The organism is Chitinophaga alhagiae (genome assembly GCF_003568665.1).
Lineage (GTDB): Bacteria > Bacteroidota > Bacteroidia > Chitinophagales > Chitinophagaceae > Chitinophaga > Chitinophaga alhagiae.
In genome coordinates, this window is record NZ_QXMH01000001.1 from 2643589 (window position 1) to 2664083 (window position 20495).

Sequence of the window (20495 nt, forward strand, 5' to 3'; positions counted from 1 at the left end):
GAACAATATGAAAGATAGGGAGTTTCCAATTCCGTCAGATACTCTTTTTAGAGAATTTAATTCAGATTATCAGCATAATGCAATAGTAAGATCAGGACTAGATAATTTTTTTATTTATTCTGAAGGTTACAAAGAGGCCGCAGTCAAGTTGTTTGAATGCCTTGATGGGTCTGCGTGGAATGCTAATACGCTGGTTTATCCATTGGTGTTTATATGCCGCCAATTTATTGAATTAAGATTAAAGGAGCTAATCATTTGTATTAGAATTATCCAAGATAAATCACCAGAATTCCCTGGTGGTCACAATTTAAAGCAACTATGGGAGACTTATGAAGTATTATTAAAAGAAGTTCAGACATTTCAAAAGGATGAAAAAATAACTTTACAGGATTTGAAAAGATTGATACTGGAATTTCATGCTTTGGACCCTAAATCGGATGGGTTCAGATACCCGGTGAATTCCGATAAAAATCCAAATTCTTCAATAAGTAATTTAGATCTTGGCAATTTCTATAGTACTATGGAGAAAATTATAAATTGTTTTGATTGGCTAACAGATTGGCTTTATCATCTAAAAGATCTAGCAACTGATTACTATCTTGAGATGAAAAGAGAGTATGAGAACGAATTAAGGAACGAATATGAATCCTATATGCGGTCTCAATACTGAGAATCTCTCTTCGCAATAGAAATGAAAATTTCATAAAAAAGCCACTAACATATGTTAATGGCTTTTTTTCTTCGTACCGCGTACGGGAGTCGAACCCGTCATTCCTCCGTGAAAGGGAGGCGTCTTAGCCGATTGACCAACGCGGCATTCCCTCATTTGGGATTGCAAAGGTATAACCCATTTCACAATTTCCAAAAAAAATTTACTTAACCTAAATATCTGTTGATTAATACCGGCAGAGCATGTATTTTCGCCTTTCGATTTTTTCATCTACAAACTACAGTGTAAAATGGGAACGACTCTCAAAATTGGTATTAACGGCTTCGGGCGTATCGGCCGCCTGGTATACCGCCAGATTTATAATATGCCCGGTATTGACGTTGTGGCTATCAATGACCTTACAAGCCCCGCCGTTTTAGCGCATCTGCTGAAATATGACTCCGCACAAGGTAGATTTGGACAGGAAGTGACGCACAGTGACAACTCCATCTCCGTAAACGGTGAGGAGGTGAAAATATATGCCCAGAAAGACCCTACCCAGATTCCCTGGAAGAACCACGACATTGACGTGGTAATTGAATGTACCGGGTTCTTTACTGACAAAACCAAGGCAGAAGCCCACATCACCGCCGGCGCCAAGCGCGTGGTGATCTCGGCCCCCGCCACCGGTGACCTGAAAACCGTGGTATACAACGTAAACCACAACATCCTGGACGGCAGCGAAACCGTTATTTCCTGCGCTTCCTGCACCACCAACTGCCTGGCTCCCATGGCCCAGGTGCTGAACGAAAAATTCGGCATCGTAACCGGCCTGATGACCACCATTCACGCTTACACCAACGACCAGAACACCCTGGATGCGCCGCATCCCAAAGGTGACCTGCGCCGCGCCCGCGCCGCTGCCGCCAACATTGTGCCCAACAGCACCGGCGCCGCCAAAGCCATTGGCCTGGTACTGCCCGAGCTGAAAGGCAAGCTGGACGGTAACGCCCAACGCGTACCCACCATCACCGGCTCCCTCACCGAGCTGACCACCATCCTCAGCAAGAAAGTAACTGTTGAAGAGGTGAACGCAGCCATGAAAGCCGCTTCCAACGAGTCTTTCGGTTATACTGAAGACGAAATTGTAAGCTCAGACATCATCGGCATCAACTACGGCTCCCTGTTTGACGCCACTCAAACCAAGGTGATGACCCAGGGTGACCTCCAGATGGTGAAAACCGTGTCCTGGTACGATAACGAAATGAGCTACGTATCCCAGCTGGTACGTACCGTTAAACATTTTGCAGGTCTGATCAGCAAATAAGCGGATCTACAGATATTGCCAACCCTCCGTGAAACGCTGATCAGACAGCGCGCTCCGGAGGGTTTTTTCTTACAATTCCTAAATAATCATCAATGAGCAAGTTCTCAGACCATAACTTCAAAGGCCAGAAAGCCCTTATCCGTGTGGATTTCAACGTTCCTCTTAACGACAAGTTCGAGATCACGGACGATACCCGCATGCAGGCGGCTGTGCCCACCATCAAAAAAATACTGGCAGACGGCGGCGCCGTTATTCTCATGAGCCACCTGGGCCGCCCTAAAGAAGGGCCCACCAACAAATATTCCCTCAAACACCTGGTATACCACCTGGTTAACCTGCTGGGCGGCGCTACCGTGAAGTTTGCGGAAGACTGTGTGGGCGAGCCCGCGGAAACAGCCGCCGCCAACCTGCAAATGGGAGAAGTGCTGCTGCTGGAGAACCTGCGTTTTCATAAAGAAGAAGAGAAAGGGGACAAGGCCTTTGCGGAAAAGCTGGCCAAACTGGGAGATGTGTATGTGAATGACGCCTTCGGCACCGCGCACCGCGCCCACGCTTCCACCGCGGTAATAGCGGCGTTTTTCCCCGCAGATAAAAGAATGTTCGGCCTGCTGATGGAAGCAGAAACCCTCAGCGCGGAAAAAGTGCTCCATAGCGCGGAGCAACCTTTCACCGCCATCCTGGGCGGGGCCAAGGTGAGTGACAAGATCCTCATCATAGAGAACCTCATGAACAAAGCCAACAATATTATCATTGGCGGCGGCATGGCCTACACCTTCCTCAAGGCGCAGGGCAAAGAGGTGGGTAATTCCCTGGTGGAGAACGACAAGCTTGAACTGGCGCTGGAGCTGCTGGCCAAGGCCAAATCCCTCGGCGTGCAGCTGCTCATTCCCGAAGATTCCATTGCGGCAGATAAATTTGCGGCAGATGCCAACACGCAGGAAGTGAGCAATGATAATATCCCAGCCGGCTGGATGGGGCTTGACATTGGCAAAAAATCCATTGCAAAGTTCAGCGAGGTGATTGCCGCTTCCAAAACCATTCTCTGGAACGGGCCTATGGGCGTATTTGAAATGCCCGCTTTCCAGGGCGGTACCAAAGCGGTGGCCGAAGCCATTGTGAAAGCAACGGCCGGCGGCGCTTTCTCCCTTGTAGGCGGTGGTGACTCTGTGGCGGCGGTGAACCAGTTCGGGCTGGCAGACAAGGTGAGCTATGTATCTACCGGCGGCGGCGCCATGCTGGAATATTTTGAAGGCAAAGCGCTGCCCGGCATTGCGGCCATCAAAGAATAAAAATACCTGCCAATAAAAAACGGGTGTGCCGGAATAACCGGTACACCCGTTTTGTTTATAGGACCAGGAACCTTATTTGCGGCTCATTTCAGCAAAATACTGGTGAAAGTAGGGGATGGTCTCAATACCCTTGTAAAAGTTCACCAGCTCATATTTTTCATTGGGAGAGTGCAGGTTGTCGCTGTCCAGTCCAAAGCCCATCAGCACGGTTTTCAGGCCCAGCACTTTCTCAAAGAGCGCCACAATGGGAATGCTGCCGCCCCCGCGTACGGGAATGGGATCTTTGCCGAATGTAGCGGAAATGGCTTTGCTGGCGGCTTTGAACGCCACATGATCCGTAGGCGTTACATAAGGTGAGCCGCCGTGGTGCGCGGTTACTGTTACCTTTACGGATTTGGGCGCAATTTTCTCAAAGTGCGCTTTGAACAGGTCTGATATTTTAACCCAGTCCTGGTTGGGCACCAGCCGCATGGAAATTTTGGCAAAGGCTTTGGCAGGCAGCACGGTTTTGGCGCCTTCCCCGGTGTAGCCGCCCCAGATGCCGTTCACTTCCAGCGTGGGGCGTATGCCTGTTCTTTCAATGGTAGTGTACCCTTTTTCGCCCCACAGCTCGTCTACGCCCAGGTCCGTTTTGTATTCCGCTTCATCAAACGGGGCCTTGTTCAGGTTTTCCCGCTCGGCAGCGCTCAGTTCCTGCACGCCGTCATAAAAACCGGGAATGGTAATGTGGTTGTTCTCATCGTGAAGGGAGGCGATCATTTTAGCCAGAATGGTAGCCGGGTTGGCCACGGCGCCGCCGTATACGCCGGAGTGGAGGTCCCGGTTGGGGCCGGTTACGGCTACTTCCATATAGGCCAGGCCGCGGAGGCCGGTGTCTATGGAGGGCGTGTCCATACTGATCATGGAGGTGTCCGAGATCAGTACCACGTCTGCTTTCAGGCGTTCTTTATTATCGTTCAGGAAAATGCCGAGGTTGTTGGAGCCCACTTCTTCCTCCCCTTCTATCATGAATTTGATGTTGCAGGGCAGGGTATTGGTTTTGATCATGGTCTCGAAGGCCTTCACATGCATGTAGAACTGCCCTTTGTCGTCAGCGGAGCCACGGGCATATATTTTACCGTCTTTGATCACGGGCTCGAACGGGGGGCTGGTCCAGAGGTCAAGCGGGTCCGGCGGCTGCACGTCATAGTGGCCGTAGACCAGCACAGTAGGCAGGGAGGGATCAATAATTTTGTCGCCATACACAATGGGGTGGCCGGCGGTGGGGCAAACCTCCACATTTTCGGCACCTGCTTCCACCAGCCTTTGTTTTACGGCTTCCGCGCAGCGCTTCGTATCATCGTTGTGCCGGGAGTCCGCACTCACGGAGGGGATCCTCAACAGGTCCAGCAATTCGTTCAGAAAACGGTCTTTATGCTGTGCCTGGTAATCTTTCCAAACTTGCATGATTGAGCTATTAAACGTTCACAATGGACGCAATTTAAAGGAAAATGGAAGACTGCCGGTGAATTAAGGCAGAAAATTGATGAGGGGGGCGGGCGGTAGAACAATGGTCAGCCGCCGTTGTGTCACTCACTTCAGCGGCAGGGGGGCTATGGGCAGGCATTCTGAAGACGGGGGCGGTGTATATGGGCGTGTTCCGGAAGGGGGGCCGCCAGCGGCGGCATAAAGCTGGCACATGGTATGGCCCGTTTTTCCGGCCAATTCACCCTCGCCTGTAAAGGCAACGCGGCAGCCTGCGCCATGCTTTGCACTCCCCAGCCATAAAAAAACCGGCTGAAGCTACCTTCAGCCGGCAAATATCTTGCATTCAGCCAGTTACGAGATCAGCTTCTGCCGCAGCAAAAATTCCAGCTTCTCGTTCACGTCCAGTAGCTTTTCCGTCAGCTCCCGGTTCTCCTTGCGCAGGGCGTATACTTCGTAAGCCTTTTCAATATTATGGCGCAGCTCTTCATCGTTCCAGGGCTTGGAAAAATATTTGTATACCTGGCCTTTGTTGATGGCGTCAATTACCGCGTTTATGTCCGCATACCCGGTCAGGAGTATCCGGATGGGCTCGGGGTATTTACCCAGGATGGATTCAAAAAACTCTATCCCTGTCATTTTCGGCATCCGTTGGTCCGAAATGATGATGTGAAATGCATGCTCCTCCAGCAATTTGTACGCATCTTCCGCAGACTCGGCCGTTTGCACCGTATAGATCCTCCTGAAAGATGCCTTGAATGCATTCAGGTTATGTATTTCATCATCGATATAGAGGATGTGAATGTGTTGTGCACTCATTATAAACGCAGTAGAGTAATTGTAATATAATAAAAATAAATGAGTTGAGAAAAATGAAGTGCAGGCGGAAAAACCGCAGGCATTGCATTCCCCTTTAACGAAATTACCGGCCTTGCCCACACGAAATCAAGACCGGTCAAATCCGAACCAAACATAGATATTTTTTGTTATTGGGTTCCCAACTTTTCGATGACCGCTATTACTTAATTGGTAACCGCTGGAAGTAACCAGTTTATCGCAATGGTATTTAAACCTTGTTTTGCGCTTTCCGTTATTTCTTGTAGGTTTGAATATACCCTTTCCTAACTTTATTAAAAAAAGATAGAATATGAAAACTGGAATCATTGTGATCATTGTCCTGGTACTCCTGGGCTTTTTCGGTTGCAGCAAGTACAACGGGATGGCAACAAAAGACGAAGCGGTAAACAAAGCGTGGGGAAATGTGGAGACCCAATACCAGCGCAGGGCTGACCTGGTAGACAACCTGGTGAACACAGTGAAAGGATCTGCCAATTTTGAGCAGGAGACCCTTACAAAAGTAATAGAAGCGCGTTCAAAGGCGTCTTCCGTGCAGATCAACCCCGGAGAGCTTACACCTGAAAAAGTGGCACAGTTCCAGCAGGCGCAGGGCGAATTAAGCGGCGCGCTGAGCCGTTTGCTGGTAACGGTAGAAAAATACCCGGAGCTGCGTACTACGGAACAGTTCCAGACCCTTATGGCACAGCTGGAAGGTACAGAGAACCGTATTGCCGTAAGCCGGAACGATTTCAACGGCGCCGTGAATGATTTCAACAGCACCATACGTACTTTCCCCAACAACCTGATTGCCGGCGTTGCCGGTTTCTCGGCCAGGGGCTACTTCAAGGCTGCCGAGGGCGCTGAAACAGCTCCCAAAGTACAATTCTAAGTCTGCTACGGACCAGGCAACGCCTGCCGCAACTGTTTGCGGCGCGTACCCTGGTCCGTAGTTCGTTAATATCATGCTTCCATGGGCCTATTTTCATTCAGGAAAAAAGAACTCTTCACCGAAGAAGAGAAAAGCAGGTTGATACATGCCATCCGCCAGGCGGAGCGGCTTACATCCGGAGAGATCAGGCTGTTTGTGGAGAACCGCTGCGAATATGTAGACCCGATGGACCGGGCAAGGGAAGCGTTCCTGTCACTGGGCATGGACAAAACAAAGCAACGGAACGCCGTGCTGCTGTACATTGCCCTGCGTGACCACCAGTTCGCCATTCTGGGAGACCAGGGGATTCACGAAAAAGTAGGCGCGGATTTCTGGCAAAAGGAGGCCCTTCTGCTCAAACAACATTTTTCATCTAACAAGATCATTGAAGGCATAGAGGTATGCGTGAAAGAGATCGGAGAATCCCTGTTACATTATTTCCCCTTTGAGGCCGGTGATGCCAATGAGCTGCCGGACGATATTGTGTTCGGGAGGTAGATACATTGATTCATAAGCAACAAACAAATGAAGTTTTTCCGCTGGTTAATTTTATGGAGTGTCATACTGATCGGATGTAGTGCTATTGCGCAGGATTTTCCCGGCGGGAGAGATTTTCCCGCCAGGCCCAATCCTCCGCGGCTGGTGAACGACTACGCGCATGTGCTGTTGCAGTCTGAGACGAATGAGTTGGAAAGGAAGCTGGTGGCGTACGATGACAGTACCTCCTCACAAATTGCCATTGTACTGGTCAATACTACCGGGGAATATGATGATTTTGACTATGCGCTGCAGATCTTCCGGGATTGGGGCATTGGCCAGAAAAAGAAAAACAACGGGATACTGATATTTGCGGCCATCAAAGACCGGCGGGTGAGAATTATTACGGGAGACGGGCTGGAAGGTGCGGTACCCGACGCCATAGCCTGGGGCATTATTGACAAGATCATAAAACCGGCTTTCCGGGAAGAGCACTACTACCAGGGCCTGGATGCAGCGGCAGACGCCCTGGTAAAAGCGGCAGCAGGTGAATATACAGGTGTTCCGCGCAGCAAGCCGGGCCCCGGCGGCGGCAACATATTGGGCATCATTATTATCATCATCATCCTGCTGGTGCTGTTCGGACGCGGTGGTGGTGGCGGCGGGCGCGGCGGTGGCCGGGTGATCAGCCGCAGGGGAGACAGCGTGTTTGGCGGTATCCTGGGCGGCATCATAGGCAGCTCCCTGGGCCGCGGCGGCGGTGGTTTTGGCGGCGGCTTCGGTGGCGGCGGCGGTGGTGGCTTCGGCGGGGGCGGTTTTGGCGGTTTCGGCGGCGGCTCCAGCAGCGGCGGCGGCGCCGGCGGAAGCTGGTAAATACGCCGCTATACTTTGCCCGGAAGAACGTTCCCGCAAGGCAATGGCCAAGGCAGGCAATACTTTGCCACCGCGGCAATAAAGACACCGGCAACAGCTCCGCAAGGCAATGGCCAAGACAGGCAACACTTTGCCACCGCGGCAATAAAGACACCGGCAACAGCTCCGCAAGGCAATGGCCAAGACAGGCAACACTTTATCACCACGGCAATAAAGACACCGGCAACAGCAATGACTCAGGCATATTTATTCGTGACCAGGCAAACGCCAAGCGCTGTTTGTCACTAATTCGGATGTACAATTGCTCCTTCATGTATTAAACGGCGATGCCACCCGCGAGATCTTTGACCATAGCGGTATTCCCGGGGAAAAGGTAATTTGGCGGGAAATGCTTTGCGAGGGTAAAACCCCGCCTGCTACCGATATGCAGCAATTCTTCAGGGAAAGGGCTGCATACCTGCAGCAGCAATATGGTATAGACAGTGACGCCTACCTGCGAGACCTGCCGGAAACCACCCAGCGCCTCAACAATGCCGCGGCGTATGAAGAAATTGTGCTATGGTTCGAATTTGACCTGTTTTGCCAGGTAAACCTGCTGTTTGTATTGTACTACCTTCATCATCTTTCCATATCATTACCACCGGTCAGCATTGTTCAGCTACAAGAGCACCCCGAGGTGCCGGATTTCCGGGGCATCGGCATGCTGAAACCGGAGCACCTGCGGCCCTTGTTCGAAAGCCGGGTGCGCCTGCAGGCGGAAGACTGGCAACTGGCCCTCCAGGCGCGCGAAGCCTATAGCGGCGCAGATCCCCTGGCGCTGGAAACACTGAGCCACCGTTCCACCAAACATCTTCCTTACCTGGGCAAAGCGCTGCAGGCCCACCTGCGGCGGCTGCCGGGCACCGTCAACGGGCTGAACGCGGTGGAGCATTTTTTCCTGGACCGCCTGGCATTAGGCAAGCTCAGCGAAAGAGCGCTTTATTACCAGTTCTGGAACGAGCAGAAGATCTACGGCTTCGGGGATTTTCAGCTGGATATTTACATTCAGCGCCTGCAGCGCGCGGGCGTATTGCAGCGTGACAATGAAATGCTGAGCATCACCAGCCTTGGCCGCGAGGTGCTGAACAACGAAGAGAACTACCTCTCCTTTGCCTCGCAGCAAAACCTGTGGCTGGGCGGCATACCCCTTGACCAAACGCCCTGGCGTTGGGACGGGGATGAAAGCAAGGTAATTCATACCTGACCCCAAGCAACCCCGTACTGCGTTCTCCCGTATACTCCCCTAAAGAAGAGCGCTATGAAAAATTTACATCTCCTGGTATTTTTGGCCATGGGCATTTTTTGCCTGGCAGCCGTTTCCTGCAAAAAAGACAAGGACGAGCAGGATAACCTGTATACCGTTAAGAATGCGCCCATGAGCGGCGCGCAGGAAAACCCCGCGGTTACCACTACCGGCACCGGCAGCTTTGATGCCAGTTACAACCCTGATTCAAAAGAGATGACCATCACTGTTCGCTGGTCAAACCTTTCCGGCAATGCCACGCTCATGCATATTCATGGTCCCGCCGCCATAGGGGTGAATGCGGGCGTGCTGCAAAACTTTGCCACCCTGTTCGCATCCGCGCCGGCCGGCAGCTTTACCACCAGCTTTGTACTGAACGGCACTACGCAAACAGAGGCAGACCTGCTGGCGGGTAAATGGTATGTCAATATCCATACCGCCGCCAACCCGGGTGGGGAAATACGCGGGCAGATCGAGCTGACTTACTAGAAAATTCAATGCCTACTGAAGAGAATAACCGAAAAAGAAAATGCCGGTTACGCTTGCTGCTTTCGGTAACCGGCATAGAGGGCGGGCTTATCGGGGCCTGCCTTTTTTTATTTTGCGCCTTGTAGGTAGGCAGGTCTGAAAGTTGGGCTGATACCGCCTTTATGACCGTGTTTTCTGTAGATAGTGTTGCGGGCCCTACAGAAATGACAATGCATGCGTGTGTTGCCGGTAATAGGCGCCGTGGCCGCGAATGCAAGTGTCTACGCCCATGCCTCCAGCAGAAAGCGCACCCAGTTTTTATGGGTGATGTTCTCAATATCTTCTTCCTTGTAACCGCGCCGGCGGAGTATGTCGGGTATTTTTTGCAGCCCGGCAATGCTTTCCAGGTCATGAGGAGATTGTTCCGTACCAAAGGCCCCGTCAAGATCAGAGCCAATAGCGGCATGGCGGCTGTTGCCGGCCAGCTGGCAGATATGGTCCATCTGGTCAACCACTTTCTCCAGGGAAACACCCATTTCTTTGGGCCGGCTAACGCCCTTTTGCCAGCCGGACGTGAGCATCCAGGCGTCAAAGGCGGTGCCTATTACGGCGCCGCGGGCAATGAGCAGGGAGAACTGCTCGTCTGAAAACTGGCGGTTGTGCGGCACCAGCGCGCGGCTGTTATGATGGCTGGCCCATACCGGGCCTGAGAAATGGTCCATGGCCTCAAAAAAACTTTCATCGCAGAGGTGGGTGGCGTCCAGGATAATATCCAGCCGTTCCATTTCTTTGAGCAGGGCGCGTCCTTTGGTACCCAGTCCGCCGCTGGCGTCCGTTCCATATGCATATACGCCGGGGCCGTAGTGAGCGGGGCCAACGGCACGCAGGCCGGCAGCGTAGGCTTTTTCCACGCAATCCAGTTCAAAGAAAGAGTCTGCTCCTTCCAGGCTCAGGATGAACCCAATGGGCAGGGAGCTGGTGTCTGCCGCGTTTTCCCAGAGCTGGAGGTGGGCGGTGAGCGCTGCGGCATTGGTGATCTGTTTCATTTCGCCGCGGGCTTCCATAGCCTGGTACCACGCCAGCTGGCCCTGCGTTTGCGCCCAGGCCTGTTCCTGGGAGTGCCAGCCCGGCAACGGGTTGTCTGGCGCCACGTAGCGGGCAATTTGGGTGGCCACGCAGATGCCCACGCGCCCCTTGCGCATTTCCGGCAGGGACACTGTGCCGTGGCCGCGGTCAGGTTTGTCTGTCAATCCCTTTTCCCGGTCACGGATGGCCTGCAGCGGCCTGGTGAGATCACGGTTCCACTCCAGGGCGTTCATGCTCAGGTCAAGATGCGCATCAAAAATGAATGATTGCATATGGTTATTTGGTTGATAAACGGGTGCTGATAATTTTGCGGCCGCGTGCAATGGGCCAGGTAGCAGCGAGGGCGCCATGGCTGATCACCAGCGCTTCATTGTAAAGCGCCACGGTGGGGCATACATGCCAGGGCGTGCCGTACAGCACGTCCCCTACCTGCAATTGGCCGGCCTGGGGTGTTTTTACCACCAGGTGCTCTTCGCTTTGGGAGATCACTTCATACTCGCCCAGGCCGTGAAAGAACACTCTTTTGGTAATGGGGTTTTCCGCGGAAACGGCTTTGTGCCCCAGGTCAAGCGTAACATGGCCTTCCTGCGGCTTTGAGATGACGCGGGTGAGCAGCAGGGCGGCGGGCGTAAAGGCCTGTTCCGCCAGGGAGCTGCCGTAGCCTTCGTCCCACAGGATGCAGGTGCCGGGGCTGCAGGTTACACCGGGGCGCTGCAGGTGAATGGGAAATGTGGGGCTGCCGCCGGCCACTACTTCAACATCGCCCACGGCCGCGGCCAGTTCGGCCACGGGAGCAAAAGCCTCGTTGCATTCCGCCGTGCGCAGCGCCAGGTCCGGCTGGCGGATGTGACCGTCGTATACATGCAGGCCGCGCAAATGTACATGGGGCAGTGCCTGAATTTGCCGGCAGAGGGCCAGGGCCTTTTCCGGCGCTATGCCGGTGCGGTGCATGCCGTTGTCAATATCTATGTACACTTCCGCCTTTGCGCCGCCTTGTTCGCGGGCAAAGCCAATGGGTTTGCGGGAGTGCTGCATGTCCCCGAAGATCTTGTTCAGCAAATTTGCGGACGCCTCATTGTCTGCCAGCGAAGCAAACCGGGTGTTGGGAAAGCGGGCGGCCAGTTCCGCAAAAGCCTCCGCCGTGGGGGAGTTGAGCTGGTACGCCAGGAGCACGTCTGCCGCGCCGGTTTCCGCCAGCATTTGCGCTTCGGCAAAGGTGGCGCATTTAAAACGGGTAATGCCCTGCTTCAGCTGCATTTGCACCACGGGCGCCATTTTGTGCGTTTTTACATGGGGCATCAGCCGCTGCGGGCCGCCGGCCATGGCAATCATTTTCCGGATATTGTCTTCTACCAGCTCGCGGTACACCAGCAGGGCGGGAGAGGCCAGCGTAGCCGGTTCTTTCAGTTCGTACATAAGTTGTTGGATTAATCTGCCAGTTCAAATACCGCTTCAATTTCTACGGTGATGTTCTCGGGCAGGGAGCCCATGCCTACGGCGCTGCGCACGCCCACGCCGTTATCCGGCCCCCAGACCTTCACAAACAGCTCACTGCAGCCGTTGATCACAAAGGGGTGTTTGCCGAAGTCTGGCGTGGCGTTCACCATGCCCAGCACTTTGATGACCCGTTTTATTTTGTTGAGGGAGCCCAGTTGAGACACCAGGGTGGAAAGAATAGTGAGCCCCACCTGCTGTGCGGCCAGTTTGGCCCCGTCTGCATTGACATCAAGGCCGGCTTTGCCGAACAGCAGCCCGCCATTGGGCAGCACCGGGCCGTGGCCGGAGACATATACCAGTTTATCTACTATCAACAAGGGTTTGTATACACCTTTGGGCGCGGGCGCGGGCGGAAGCTCAAGGCCCAGCGCGGCGAAGTTTTCTGCTGCGTTCATCTCCTCTGTTTTTGCTTTAAAGTTATCCAATAAATTGTTGCAATACCAATACGCCGGCAAGGCCGCAGACAGATACAATGGTTTCCATAACGGACCAGGTGGCAAATGTCTGTTTGAGGCTGAGGTTGAAGTATTCCTTGAACAGCCAGAAGCCGCCATCGTTCACATGGGAAAACATCAGGCTGCCGGCGCCGATGGAGAGCACCATCAGTTCGGGCTGGGCCGCCTGGTTTTGAATAAGCGGCAGCAGTATGCCCACGGTGGTGAGGCCTGCTACCGTGGCGGAGCCTACGCAAACGCGTATCACGGCGGCAATGATCCAGCCCAGCACCAGCGGGGATACGGGCAGGTGGCGCAGCGCTTCACCAATGTAGGTATTGATGTTGCCGTCTTTGATCACCTGCATGAACACGCCGGAGCCGGCAATGATGAGCATAATGGGGGCCACGTCTTTAAAGGCGGTTTCCATGGATTTCATTACGCCCTTCATGCTTTGCCCGCGCCGCAGGCCCAGCAGCCATACGGCCACCAGTACGGAGAGCAGCATGGCAATATTGGGGTCTCCTATTACGGCAATTATTTTTTGCACCATGCCGCCCTTGGCTATGAACGGATCTGCGATGGTGGTGATGGTGAGCAGGATCAGCGGCAGCAGGGCCGTGAACAGGCTGATGCCGAGGCCGGGCAGCTCTTCATTGGGCCGGAAGGAAATATTCAGCAACCCCTGTTCCGGTGTAACGAGCATTTTTTTTAACCGGCTGCCAAAAAGCGGGCCGGCAATGGCAATGGTAGGAACAGAAATGATGAGGCCGTACAGTAATGTTTTGCCGATGTCTGCGCCCAGTTGCTGGCTGATGGCCGTGGGCGAGGGGTGGGGCGGCAGAAAGCCGTGTGCGGTAGACAGGGCGGATATCATGGGAATGCCCACGTACAGCAAAGGGAGGCGGGTGGCCATGCCGGTGGCGAAAATGAGCGGCACCACTATAACAAACCCCGCGGTGTAAAACATGGGAATGCCCACCAGCAGGCCGGCCAGGGCCATGCCCCACTGGATGCGGCGGGTGCCGAAGAGGCCGATCATGGAAGTGGTGATGCGCTGGGCGGCCCCGCTGTCTGCCACCAGCTTGCCCAGCATGGCGCCAAACCCCAGAATGGTGACCAGCGACCCGAGGGTACTGCCAATGCCGGTGGAGATGGATTTGCCTATTTCCGGGCCGTTGAGGCCGCAGCTTAACGCCAGCAGTATGCTAACTACCAGGAAGGAAAGAAAGGTGTCCAGCTTCACCCACATGATCAGCGCGATCAGCAGCAGAATGGACAGCAAGACCAGTAAAACAGGAGAGATCATGGAGACGGTGGAATTTTGGTATATCTACTCAAGATAGGGAAGAATTTTTTGCGGAAGGGGATTTATTGGCCCGCCCCGGGCCAGCAGGCAGGCTGCTATTTGGTGAACTGTATGTTATAGTATGCTTCTCTCACTGTTCAGCCTTGGATAAGGCAGGGATAAGCCACCTCTATATAAGGATAGCTTATCCAAGGAATATCCCTGGCTTATGGATGGGATATGGGTAAAATATCCTACCTGAAACCCGCAACCAGCCTTGCTTTCAGCCCGAAGTACCCTGCCCCGGGGAATATTAACTGCATGAAAATCAGTGAGAAAGGCGTGCAAGAAAAAAGGGCTGACCCCAAAGTAGCCATCTACTTTCTGGTCAGCCCCATAGCGGTTTGCAGTTGAAGTGAGTGACACAACGGCGGCTGAACCGCCTTACTGCCGCTGGTTACTCTTCCGTTTTACTTTCTTTTATCTTCTTGACGGCCTGCAGGATGTGCTCGGCCTGTTTGTTCAGTTCGTTACGCGGTTCCCCGGTGGCCTGGGCGGCTTTTTGCTGTTTTTTCTGCGCCATGGGGCCTAGCAGGTTCACCACGTAGTTGTTCACCCAGGAGTTGTTGAAGCCGGTTACCACATCCACCACTTCGTCCACACCTTTGGTGACCAGGGCGGTATTGTTTACCCCGGCCAGGAAGTTCAGGTAGAGAATGGCCGCGCCGATCTTTTCCTGGCCGGTAGTTTCTTCCAGGCGGGCGGCAAAGTAGGGCACATCGCTTTCATTACCGTTTTTGGCGTATACGCTGGCTATGCCGCTGCTCAACATGCCGCGGGCGTCTTTTTCCATGTTTTTGGCCAGCTGGTAGGCCTTTTTAACGTCCAGCTCCGCCAGCGCGTTGAGCGCAGTGCCTTCTACCAGGTAAGAGCGGTCTTTCAGCGCGGCTTCGAACAGGGGGGCATATTGGGCGTCTTCGAGGCGGCCCAGTTGTTTGATGGCGGCGGCGCGTACCCAGGCAACGGGGTCATTTTTTGCCAGGCTGAGCAAAATGGGCAGGGCGGCGGTCTTTACCTCGTTATTATCCAGCTTCAGGCCGGAAATGGTGAGGGCGCGCAGGCCTTCGTATTTGTCTTTCAGCGCGGCAATTACCGTGGCGCGGGCGGCGGGGTTGCCGGTCTGCTGTTTCAGCGTGGCCTCTATGGCCTCCCGGCGGTCAAGGTAATTGGGCGCGTTCTTGTACTGGAAAATGTAGGTGTTCAGATCGCGCCGGTCAGATTTTTTGAGGATCAGTACCTTGTCCGCGTCTACATTGACAAAATCAGGCCTGGCGCTGACCGCAAAGGCAAAGGTGTCTGTTTTTTCCGTGAGGCGCACGTTGTGCCGTTCTTTTTTGCCGCCGGCGTATACATCTATGGCAAAGGGAAGGTCAAACACCTTGTCTCCCTTCTGGCTGATGATCACTTTGGCAAAGCCGGGCTGGTTGTAGTCATAGGCAACGTCCAGCGTGGGGTAGCCCTGGCCGAAGTACCACTGGTTGAAGAACCAGTTGAGGTCCTGGCCGGTCACTTCTTCCATGGCCAGGCGCAGGTGATGGGATTCTGTGGCCTTGAACGCATTTTGTTTCAGGTAGAGGTTGAGGGCCTTGAAAAACGCCTCGTCACCTACATAGTTGCGGAGCATGTGCAGGATGCGGCCGCCTTTCTGGTAGCTGACGGCGTCAAACATATTCTCTTTATCGTGGTAATGGAACCGCACCAGGTGGCGGTCTCCCTGGTATTCCGCAGACTCCATGTAGTTGCTCATGGCGGTATAGCCGTGCTCGTCTGCCGCGTCTTTCCCGAATTTGTGCTCAAACCAGAGGTATTCGCTGTAATCCGCAAAAGACTCGTTCATGGTGAGGTTGCTCCATGACTCGCAGGTGGCCAGGTCCCCGAACCAGTGGTGGAACAGCTCGTGCGCAATAACGGATTCTCCCAGGCGGTCATCATCGTCCAGCAGCTCACGGTCCGTTTTCTGAAGAAAATCACCGTGAATAGTGGCCGTGGTGTTTTCCATGGCGCCAGACACATAATCCCGTACAATTATCTGGGAGTATTTCACCCAGGGATAGTCATATCCCAGCAGTTTGGAAAAGAAGGTCATCATTTCGGGCGTATTGCCGAAAATGGCTTTGGCATGCGGGGCATATTCCTTTTCCACGTAATAGTTCACCTCCTTGTTGCGCCATTTGTCTTTCACCACGGCAAAGTCTCCCACAGCCATCATGAAGAGGTAGGGCGCGTGCGGGAGGTCCATCTTCCAGGTATCGGTACGGGTGCCGTCCGCATTGTTGCGCTGGCTCACCAGTTTGCCGTTGGAGAGGGACACATATTTTTTCTCCACCGTCATGCTGATCTCGGAGGTGGTTTTCTGGTTGGTTTTGTCAATGGTGGGGAACCACACGGAAGACGCCTCGGTTTCGCCCTGCGTCCAGATCTGGATAGGCTTTTTGGGGTCTTTGCCGTCCGGGTTGATGAAGTACAGGCCTTTGGCGTCTGTGATGGCTGCACTGCCTTTTACTTCCAGCTCGTCTGGTTTGGCCGTATATTCCACGAATACCGTATAAGATTCGCCGGATTTATACGTTTTATTAAGTTTTATGCTGATCTCGTTACCGTCATATTGATACTTGAGCGGCGTTTGTTTGGCTGTTTTCAGCATGGCTTCGGTGGGGTACCGGAGGGTGCTGCTGCCGCCCTGGATGAGGGTAACGGTTTTCACGTCCATTCCCTTGGCATCGAGCGTGAGGCTGTCAGTAGGGTAGAAGTGCGGCTGCAGGGTGATCCAGGCTTTACCGTTAAGGTGCCGTTTGGCATAATCGAAACGTACGTCCAGTTTGGTATGAACAAGGTTGTTGATTTTGGTGGGGGTGGCTCGATAGATCTTGAGTGCGGGATCGTCTTTCTGACTGTCTCCGGACTGGGCTAAAGCGTTGGAACAGAGCCCGATAAGTGCGAACCCCGCCAGCCAGATACCCAGTGATTTTCTGATTTGATGATACATGCAATTGTTATTTTGGACAAAAATAGCCTCCCGGATGGAGGGTAAACGTCAAATTTAAACAAATGGCCTAAATACGACGCAAGCGGTTAAAATTGTTATTTTTGTAGGGATAGGACAGGTTAATATATGATCAAAGCAACAGTGAACGGCGCCCGGCCGTTTGAAATCACCCCGGCCGGAGACGGTCCCGGGCATGTGGAATGTAACGGGAAACAAGTAGATTGGAGCACAGCCGCCCTGCCTTCAGGAGGTTTCAGCATCTTAATGGACGGGAAAAGCCTGGTGGCGGAGGTGGTAAAGACCGATCCGGACACCAAGACCATCACCATCCAGATCAACCAGGCGCTGTACGAAGTGGCCCTGCAGGAGCCGATAGACCGCCTGCTGGCGTCCATGGGCATTTCCGAGACCTCCTCCCGCAAGCTGAACGATATCAAGGCGCCCATGCCGGGCATGGTGCTGAAAGTGCTGGTAACGCCCGGCCAGGCTATCAAAAAAGGCGACCCGGTGCTGATCCTGGAGGCCATGAAAATGGAGAACGTGTTCAAGGCCGCGGCAGACGCGGTGGTAAAAGAGATCAAGGTGGCGGAGCGTACCGCTGTGGAGAAAGGAGAAGTATTAATTGTGCTGGAATAATATTTGTTACAAGGAACATTATGGATCGAATTAAACTGAAACTGTTATATCTGTGCTGCTGCCTGCTGGTAGCAACCGGCCTCGCAGCGCAGGACGCGTCGTATTTTGTATACATCCAGCACGAAAAACAGCAACCCTTCTACGTAAAGCTCAACGGCAAGCTGCTCAGCTCGTCTACCCGCGGCTACGTGATACTTCCCCGCCTGCAGGCCGGCAAGGTGCCCGTTACCATCGGTTTTCCCAAAAGCGAGGCGCCGGAACAGCATTATGTGATACGCCTCACCGGCAAGCGGGATTACGGTTTCCTGCTGAAAGGCAACGGGGATAAGGATTATGCTTTGTATGACCTGCAGACCTTTGCCTCCCTGAAATCGGCCGGCGGCGCTGTAGAAGAAGAAGCGCCGGAAGAGGGAACGGCCAGCGTAACGGTGGCCCGCATTTCCAGTGATACGGCCACCCCGGAGCAAAAGGCCATGATGGACAATGTGCAGGCCGATGTGGAGGCCGCCCTGCATAAATCAGCAGATACCGGTCCCCGGAAAAAAAGCAGTTTTGCGGAAGCGCTGGATAAAGTGGTGATAGATGACCGGCCCGAAGATATGCCGCTGGAAGCTCCCAAACCTACACCCAAACCCGCCGCGCCGCCCGTAGAAACGGTGCCTGTGGCTACTATAACGGATGATGCCACCGAAGCGCCCGCTAAAAAGCCGGCCCGCGGCAAACGCAACCGCTCCAGGGAGCGGGAACCGCTGACGGCTGAAGAAAAAGAACTGCTGAGCAGTGTGCTGGAAGATGAAAAGAAAGCCGCCGCTGACGAGGCACTGGCCGAGGCGGCCGCCGAGAAGCCCGCGGTTGTTGAAGAAACGGGCCCTCCACCGGTGAAAAAGGAGAAAAAACCTAAAAAGAAGAAGGAAGGCCCTGAGCCGGAGTTCATTGATTTTGGGGAGTCTGGCGCCGCGCCTGCCGCTGCCAAAGCAGCAGAAACAGTGGTTGAAACAGCACCGGTGATAGCAGACGGGGAAGAGAAGCCTGAAGTGAGCGCCAAAGAGGCCCGGGAAGCCCGGCGGCTGAAGAGGAAGGCGGAGCGTGAGGCGGCAGACAGGGAGGCCCTGCTGAAAGACAGCCTGGCCAATGCGGAGTTTTACGGGGATACCGAAATAGGCGCCAAAGCCAAAAAAGAAGAGAAAGAGAAGAAACCTGCCATAGCCATGGTGAACTCCGATTGCGGCAAGGTGCTGGAAGTAGACGCTTTCCGCAAGCTGCTGCGCACCATGAACAGCAAAAAGAAAGATGAGGACATGGTAGATGCCTTCCGCCGCAGCGTTCGCAGCGTGTGCGTGAGCACAGAGCAGATACGGGCGCTGACGCAGCTGATATCAACGGAAGACAACCGTTACCAGTTGCTGGACGCCGCCTATCCCCGCACGTATGACTCGCAGAATTACGCGGACCTGGAAGACCTGTTGAAAGACGATTATTACAAGGGCCGTTTCAAGGCGCTGATCAAAAGATAAAGCGGGTTGCTGACAATATTGCAAATGGTGAACGGAAGCCTGGCTTGGTTCACCATTTGCCGTTTTAAAAATCCCTACTTTCGCGCATCATGGCCAGGTATTTTTTAGAAGTTGCTTACATGGGGGACCGTTACAGCGGTTTCCAGGTGCAGGAAAATGCGCATACGGTACAGGCTGAAATAGACCGTGCCGTAAGCCTGCTGATGCGGGTGCCGGTGGTGACCACGGGCTCCAGCCGTACAGACGCCGGCGTGCATGCCCGGCAGAACTTCTTGCACTTTGATATGGAACTGCCGCTGCATCCGCAGTTTGTGTACAAGATGAACGCTATTCTGCCGCCAGACATAGTGCTGAAGGGCGTTTACCCGGTAGGGGAGGCGGTACACAGCCGCTTTGCTGCTACGGGCCGTGCTTACGAGTACACCTTGTATACGTTTAAAGACCCGTTCATGCGTGACCGCGGTTATTATTTCCCGTACCGGATGAATATGGATGATCTGCATGCTGCGGCGGAGATCCTGAAGGAGTACCGGGATTTCAGCACTTTTTCCAAAAGGAACACGCAGGTGAGGACCTTCAATTGCACCATTGAACATTCCGGCTGGACGGAAGGTGAGGGGCGTATAGTCTATAACGTGAGTGCCAACCGTTTTTTGCGTGGCATGGTGCGGGGGCTGGTAGGCACCATGCTGCGGGTGGGCCGCGGAAAACTTACGCTGGAGGAGTTCAGGGCGGTGATAGAGAGCAAAGACTGTACACAGGCGGATTTTGCGGTGCCGCCACAGGGCCTGTGCCTGATGCAGGTGAAGTATCCCGAAGGCACTTACTGAGTGTGCTGCACGTTTTTTTCAAAAAATGTTTACTTACTGAATCCCTTTATGGCAGGGCTTTACAGCCGTTCCGGATTGCTCTCCGTTTGTTTTCAGGAAAAAACTTTCGGAAAACATTTGGAAGTAAAGCGAAAAAGTCTCTACCTTTGCATCCCGCTAACAACGGAAAACACATAGTTCTTTACAGCTTTTTTTCTTCCTTTCTGCATAGCTCAAATTGTTGCTGGTAGTGGTTTTCCGGGAATCCTGATCGAAAAAATAAGGTCAAAAAATTCTTCAGAAAAATTTGGTTGAAAATAAAATGTTCGCTACCTTTGCACCCGCGTTAAAACGGAAAGAAACAGTGCAGGGCGGCAAAACAACAAAAGTTCTTAAAAACATAACAGAGATGCAGGCATAGGGCCTGGAGGTTCGCAACCTTGGCATCTTACAAGATTAACCGTTTTACGGAACGCAGGAATGTGTTGCCGTGGTTAAGCAAGGTCTTTGAAAGATTGGAAACAACAGCACGTTACAAGCAATTGTAACAAACAGGTAATGTTAGCGAAAAACATTAATTGAATAACGTCT

At 53.4% G+C, this 20495-nt stretch carries 18 protein-coding genes and 1 tRNA gene; 11 read left to right on the top strand and 8 right to left on the bottom strand.

The genetic code is table 11. From position 1 onward, the window contains the following. Positions 1-7: 7 nt before the first annotated feature. A complete protein-coding gene (locus D3A97_RS10715; RefSeq protein WP_119078334.1) occupies positions 8-670 on the top strand; it encodes a hypothetical protein in 663 nt (220 codons plus the stop codon). A gap of 74 nt (positions 671-744) precedes the next feature. Here the strand turns inward: D3A97_RS10715 and D3A97_RS10720 are convergent. Continuing rightward, positions 745-816 (bottom strand) — tRNA-Glu (locus D3A97_RS10720). 143 nt (positions 817-959) lie between these two features. On the opposite strand from D3A97_RS10720, the gene gap reads away from it, so the two are divergent. After that, complete coding sequence (gene gap / locus D3A97_RS10725) at positions 960-1976, top strand: type I glyceraldehyde-3-phosphate dehydrogenase (protein WP_119078335.1); 1017 nt, start codon at positions 960-962, stop codon at positions 1974-1976. Between the two features lie 92 nt (positions 1977-2068). Beyond that, on the top strand, positions 2069-3265 hold the full coding sequence (locus D3A97_RS10730; protein WP_119078336.1) for a phosphoglycerate kinase: 1197 nt from the start codon (positions 2069-2071) through the stop codon (positions 3263-3265). Between the two features lie 72 nt (positions 3266-3337). Here the strand turns inward: D3A97_RS10730 and D3A97_RS10735 are convergent, their stop codons facing one another. Next, entirely contained in the window at positions 3338-4711 is a 1374-nt protein-coding gene (locus D3A97_RS10735) for a dipeptidase (protein WP_119078337.1), read from the bottom strand. Between the two features lie 372 nt (positions 4712-5083). Beyond that, positions 5084-5548 (bottom strand): response regulator, encoded by a 465-nt coding sequence (locus D3A97_RS10740; protein WP_119078338.1) that lies wholly within the window; start codon positions 5546-5548, stop codon positions 5084-5086. 328 nt (positions 5549-5876) lie between these two features. Between D3A97_RS10740 and D3A97_RS10745 the strand changes: the two genes are divergently transcribed. The 5 genes from D3A97_RS10745 to D3A97_RS10765 all read left to right on the top strand — a co-directional run bounded on the left by D3A97_RS10745 (position 5877) and on the right by D3A97_RS10765 (position 9615). After that, entirely contained in the window at positions 5877-6455 is a 579-nt protein-coding gene (locus tag D3A97_RS10745) for a LemA family protein (protein ID WP_119078339.1), read from the top strand. An 81-nt stretch (positions 6456-6536) separates the two neighbouring features. Then, positions 6537-6992, top strand: coding sequence for a TPM domain-containing protein (locus D3A97_RS10750; protein WP_119078340.1), 456 nt, complete (start codon positions 6537-6539; stop codon positions 6990-6992). Between the two features lie 27 nt (positions 6993-7019). After that, complete coding sequence (locus D3A97_RS25240; RefSeq protein WP_119078341.1) at positions 7020-7844, top strand: TPM domain-containing protein; 825 nt, start codon at positions 7020-7022, stop codon at positions 7842-7844. Between the two features lie 301 nt (positions 7845-8145). Beyond that, positions 8146-9087 carry a DUF1835 domain-containing protein gene (locus tag D3A97_RS10760; protein ID WP_157986473.1) on the top strand — a complete coding sequence of 314 codons (942 nt, stop codon included), beginning with the start codon at positions 8146-8148 and terminating at the stop codon, positions 9085-9087. 54 nt (positions 9088-9141) lie between these two features. Further along, positions 9142-9615: a CHRD domain-containing protein gene (locus tag D3A97_RS10765; RefSeq protein ID WP_119078343.1), complete on the top strand. Its 474-nt coding sequence runs from the start codon at positions 9142-9144 to the stop codon at positions 9613-9615. A gap of 260 nt (positions 9616-9875) precedes the next feature. Here D3A97_RS10765 and D3A97_RS10770 read toward each other — a convergent pair whose 3' ends face one another. From D3A97_RS10770 to D3A97_RS10790, 5 genes are all read right to left on the bottom strand, one after another. Then, positions 9876-10952, bottom strand: a complete 1077-nt coding sequence (locus D3A97_RS10770; protein WP_119078344.1) for a dipeptidase — start codon at positions 10950-10952, stop codon at positions 9876-9878. 4 nt (positions 10953-10956) lie between these two features. Next, positions 10957-12096, bottom strand: a complete 1140-nt coding sequence (locus tag D3A97_RS10775; protein WP_119078345.1) for a D-TA family PLP-dependent enzyme — start codon at positions 12094-12096, stop codon at positions 10957-10959. Between the two features lie 11 nt (positions 12097-12107). Further along, positions 12108-12572, bottom strand: a complete 465-nt coding sequence (locus D3A97_RS10780; protein ID WP_119078530.1) for a RidA family protein — start codon at positions 12570-12572, stop codon at positions 12108-12110. Between the two features lie 22 nt (positions 12573-12594). Beyond that, a complete protein-coding gene (locus D3A97_RS10785; protein ID WP_119078346.1) occupies positions 12595-13920 on the bottom strand; it encodes a gluconate:H+ symporter in 1326 nt (441 codons plus the stop codon). A 436-nt stretch (positions 13921-14356) separates the two neighbouring features. Beyond that, the gene (locus D3A97_RS10790; RefSeq protein WP_119078347.1) at positions 14357-16945 is read right to left on the bottom strand and encodes a M1 family aminopeptidase; all 2589 of its coding nucleotides are present in this window, start codon (positions 16943-16945) and stop codon (positions 14357-14359) included. Positions 16946-17071: 126 nt separating this feature from the next. Between D3A97_RS10790 and D3A97_RS25290 the strand changes: the two genes are divergently transcribed. The 3 genes from D3A97_RS25290 to truA all read left to right on the top strand — a co-directional run bounded on the left by D3A97_RS25290 (position 17072) and on the right by truA (position 19925). Then, a complete protein-coding gene (locus D3A97_RS25290; RefSeq protein WP_119078348.1) occupies positions 17072-17581 on the top strand; it encodes a biotin/lipoyl-containing protein in 510 nt (169 codons plus the stop codon). Positions 17582-17601: 20 nt separating this feature from the next. After that, positions 17602-19095, top strand: coding sequence for a proline and serine-rich protein 1 family protein (locus tag D3A97_RS10800; protein ID WP_119078349.1), 1494 nt, complete (start codon positions 17602-17604; stop codon positions 19093-19095). An 89-nt stretch (positions 19096-19184) separates the two neighbouring features. Then, the gene (truA, locus tag D3A97_RS10805) at positions 19185-19925 is read left to right on the top strand and encodes a tRNA pseudouridine(38-40) synthase TruA (RefSeq protein WP_119078350.1); all 741 of its coding nucleotides are present in this window, start codon (positions 19185-19187) and stop codon (positions 19923-19925) included. Positions 19926-20495: the final 570 nt, after the last annotated feature.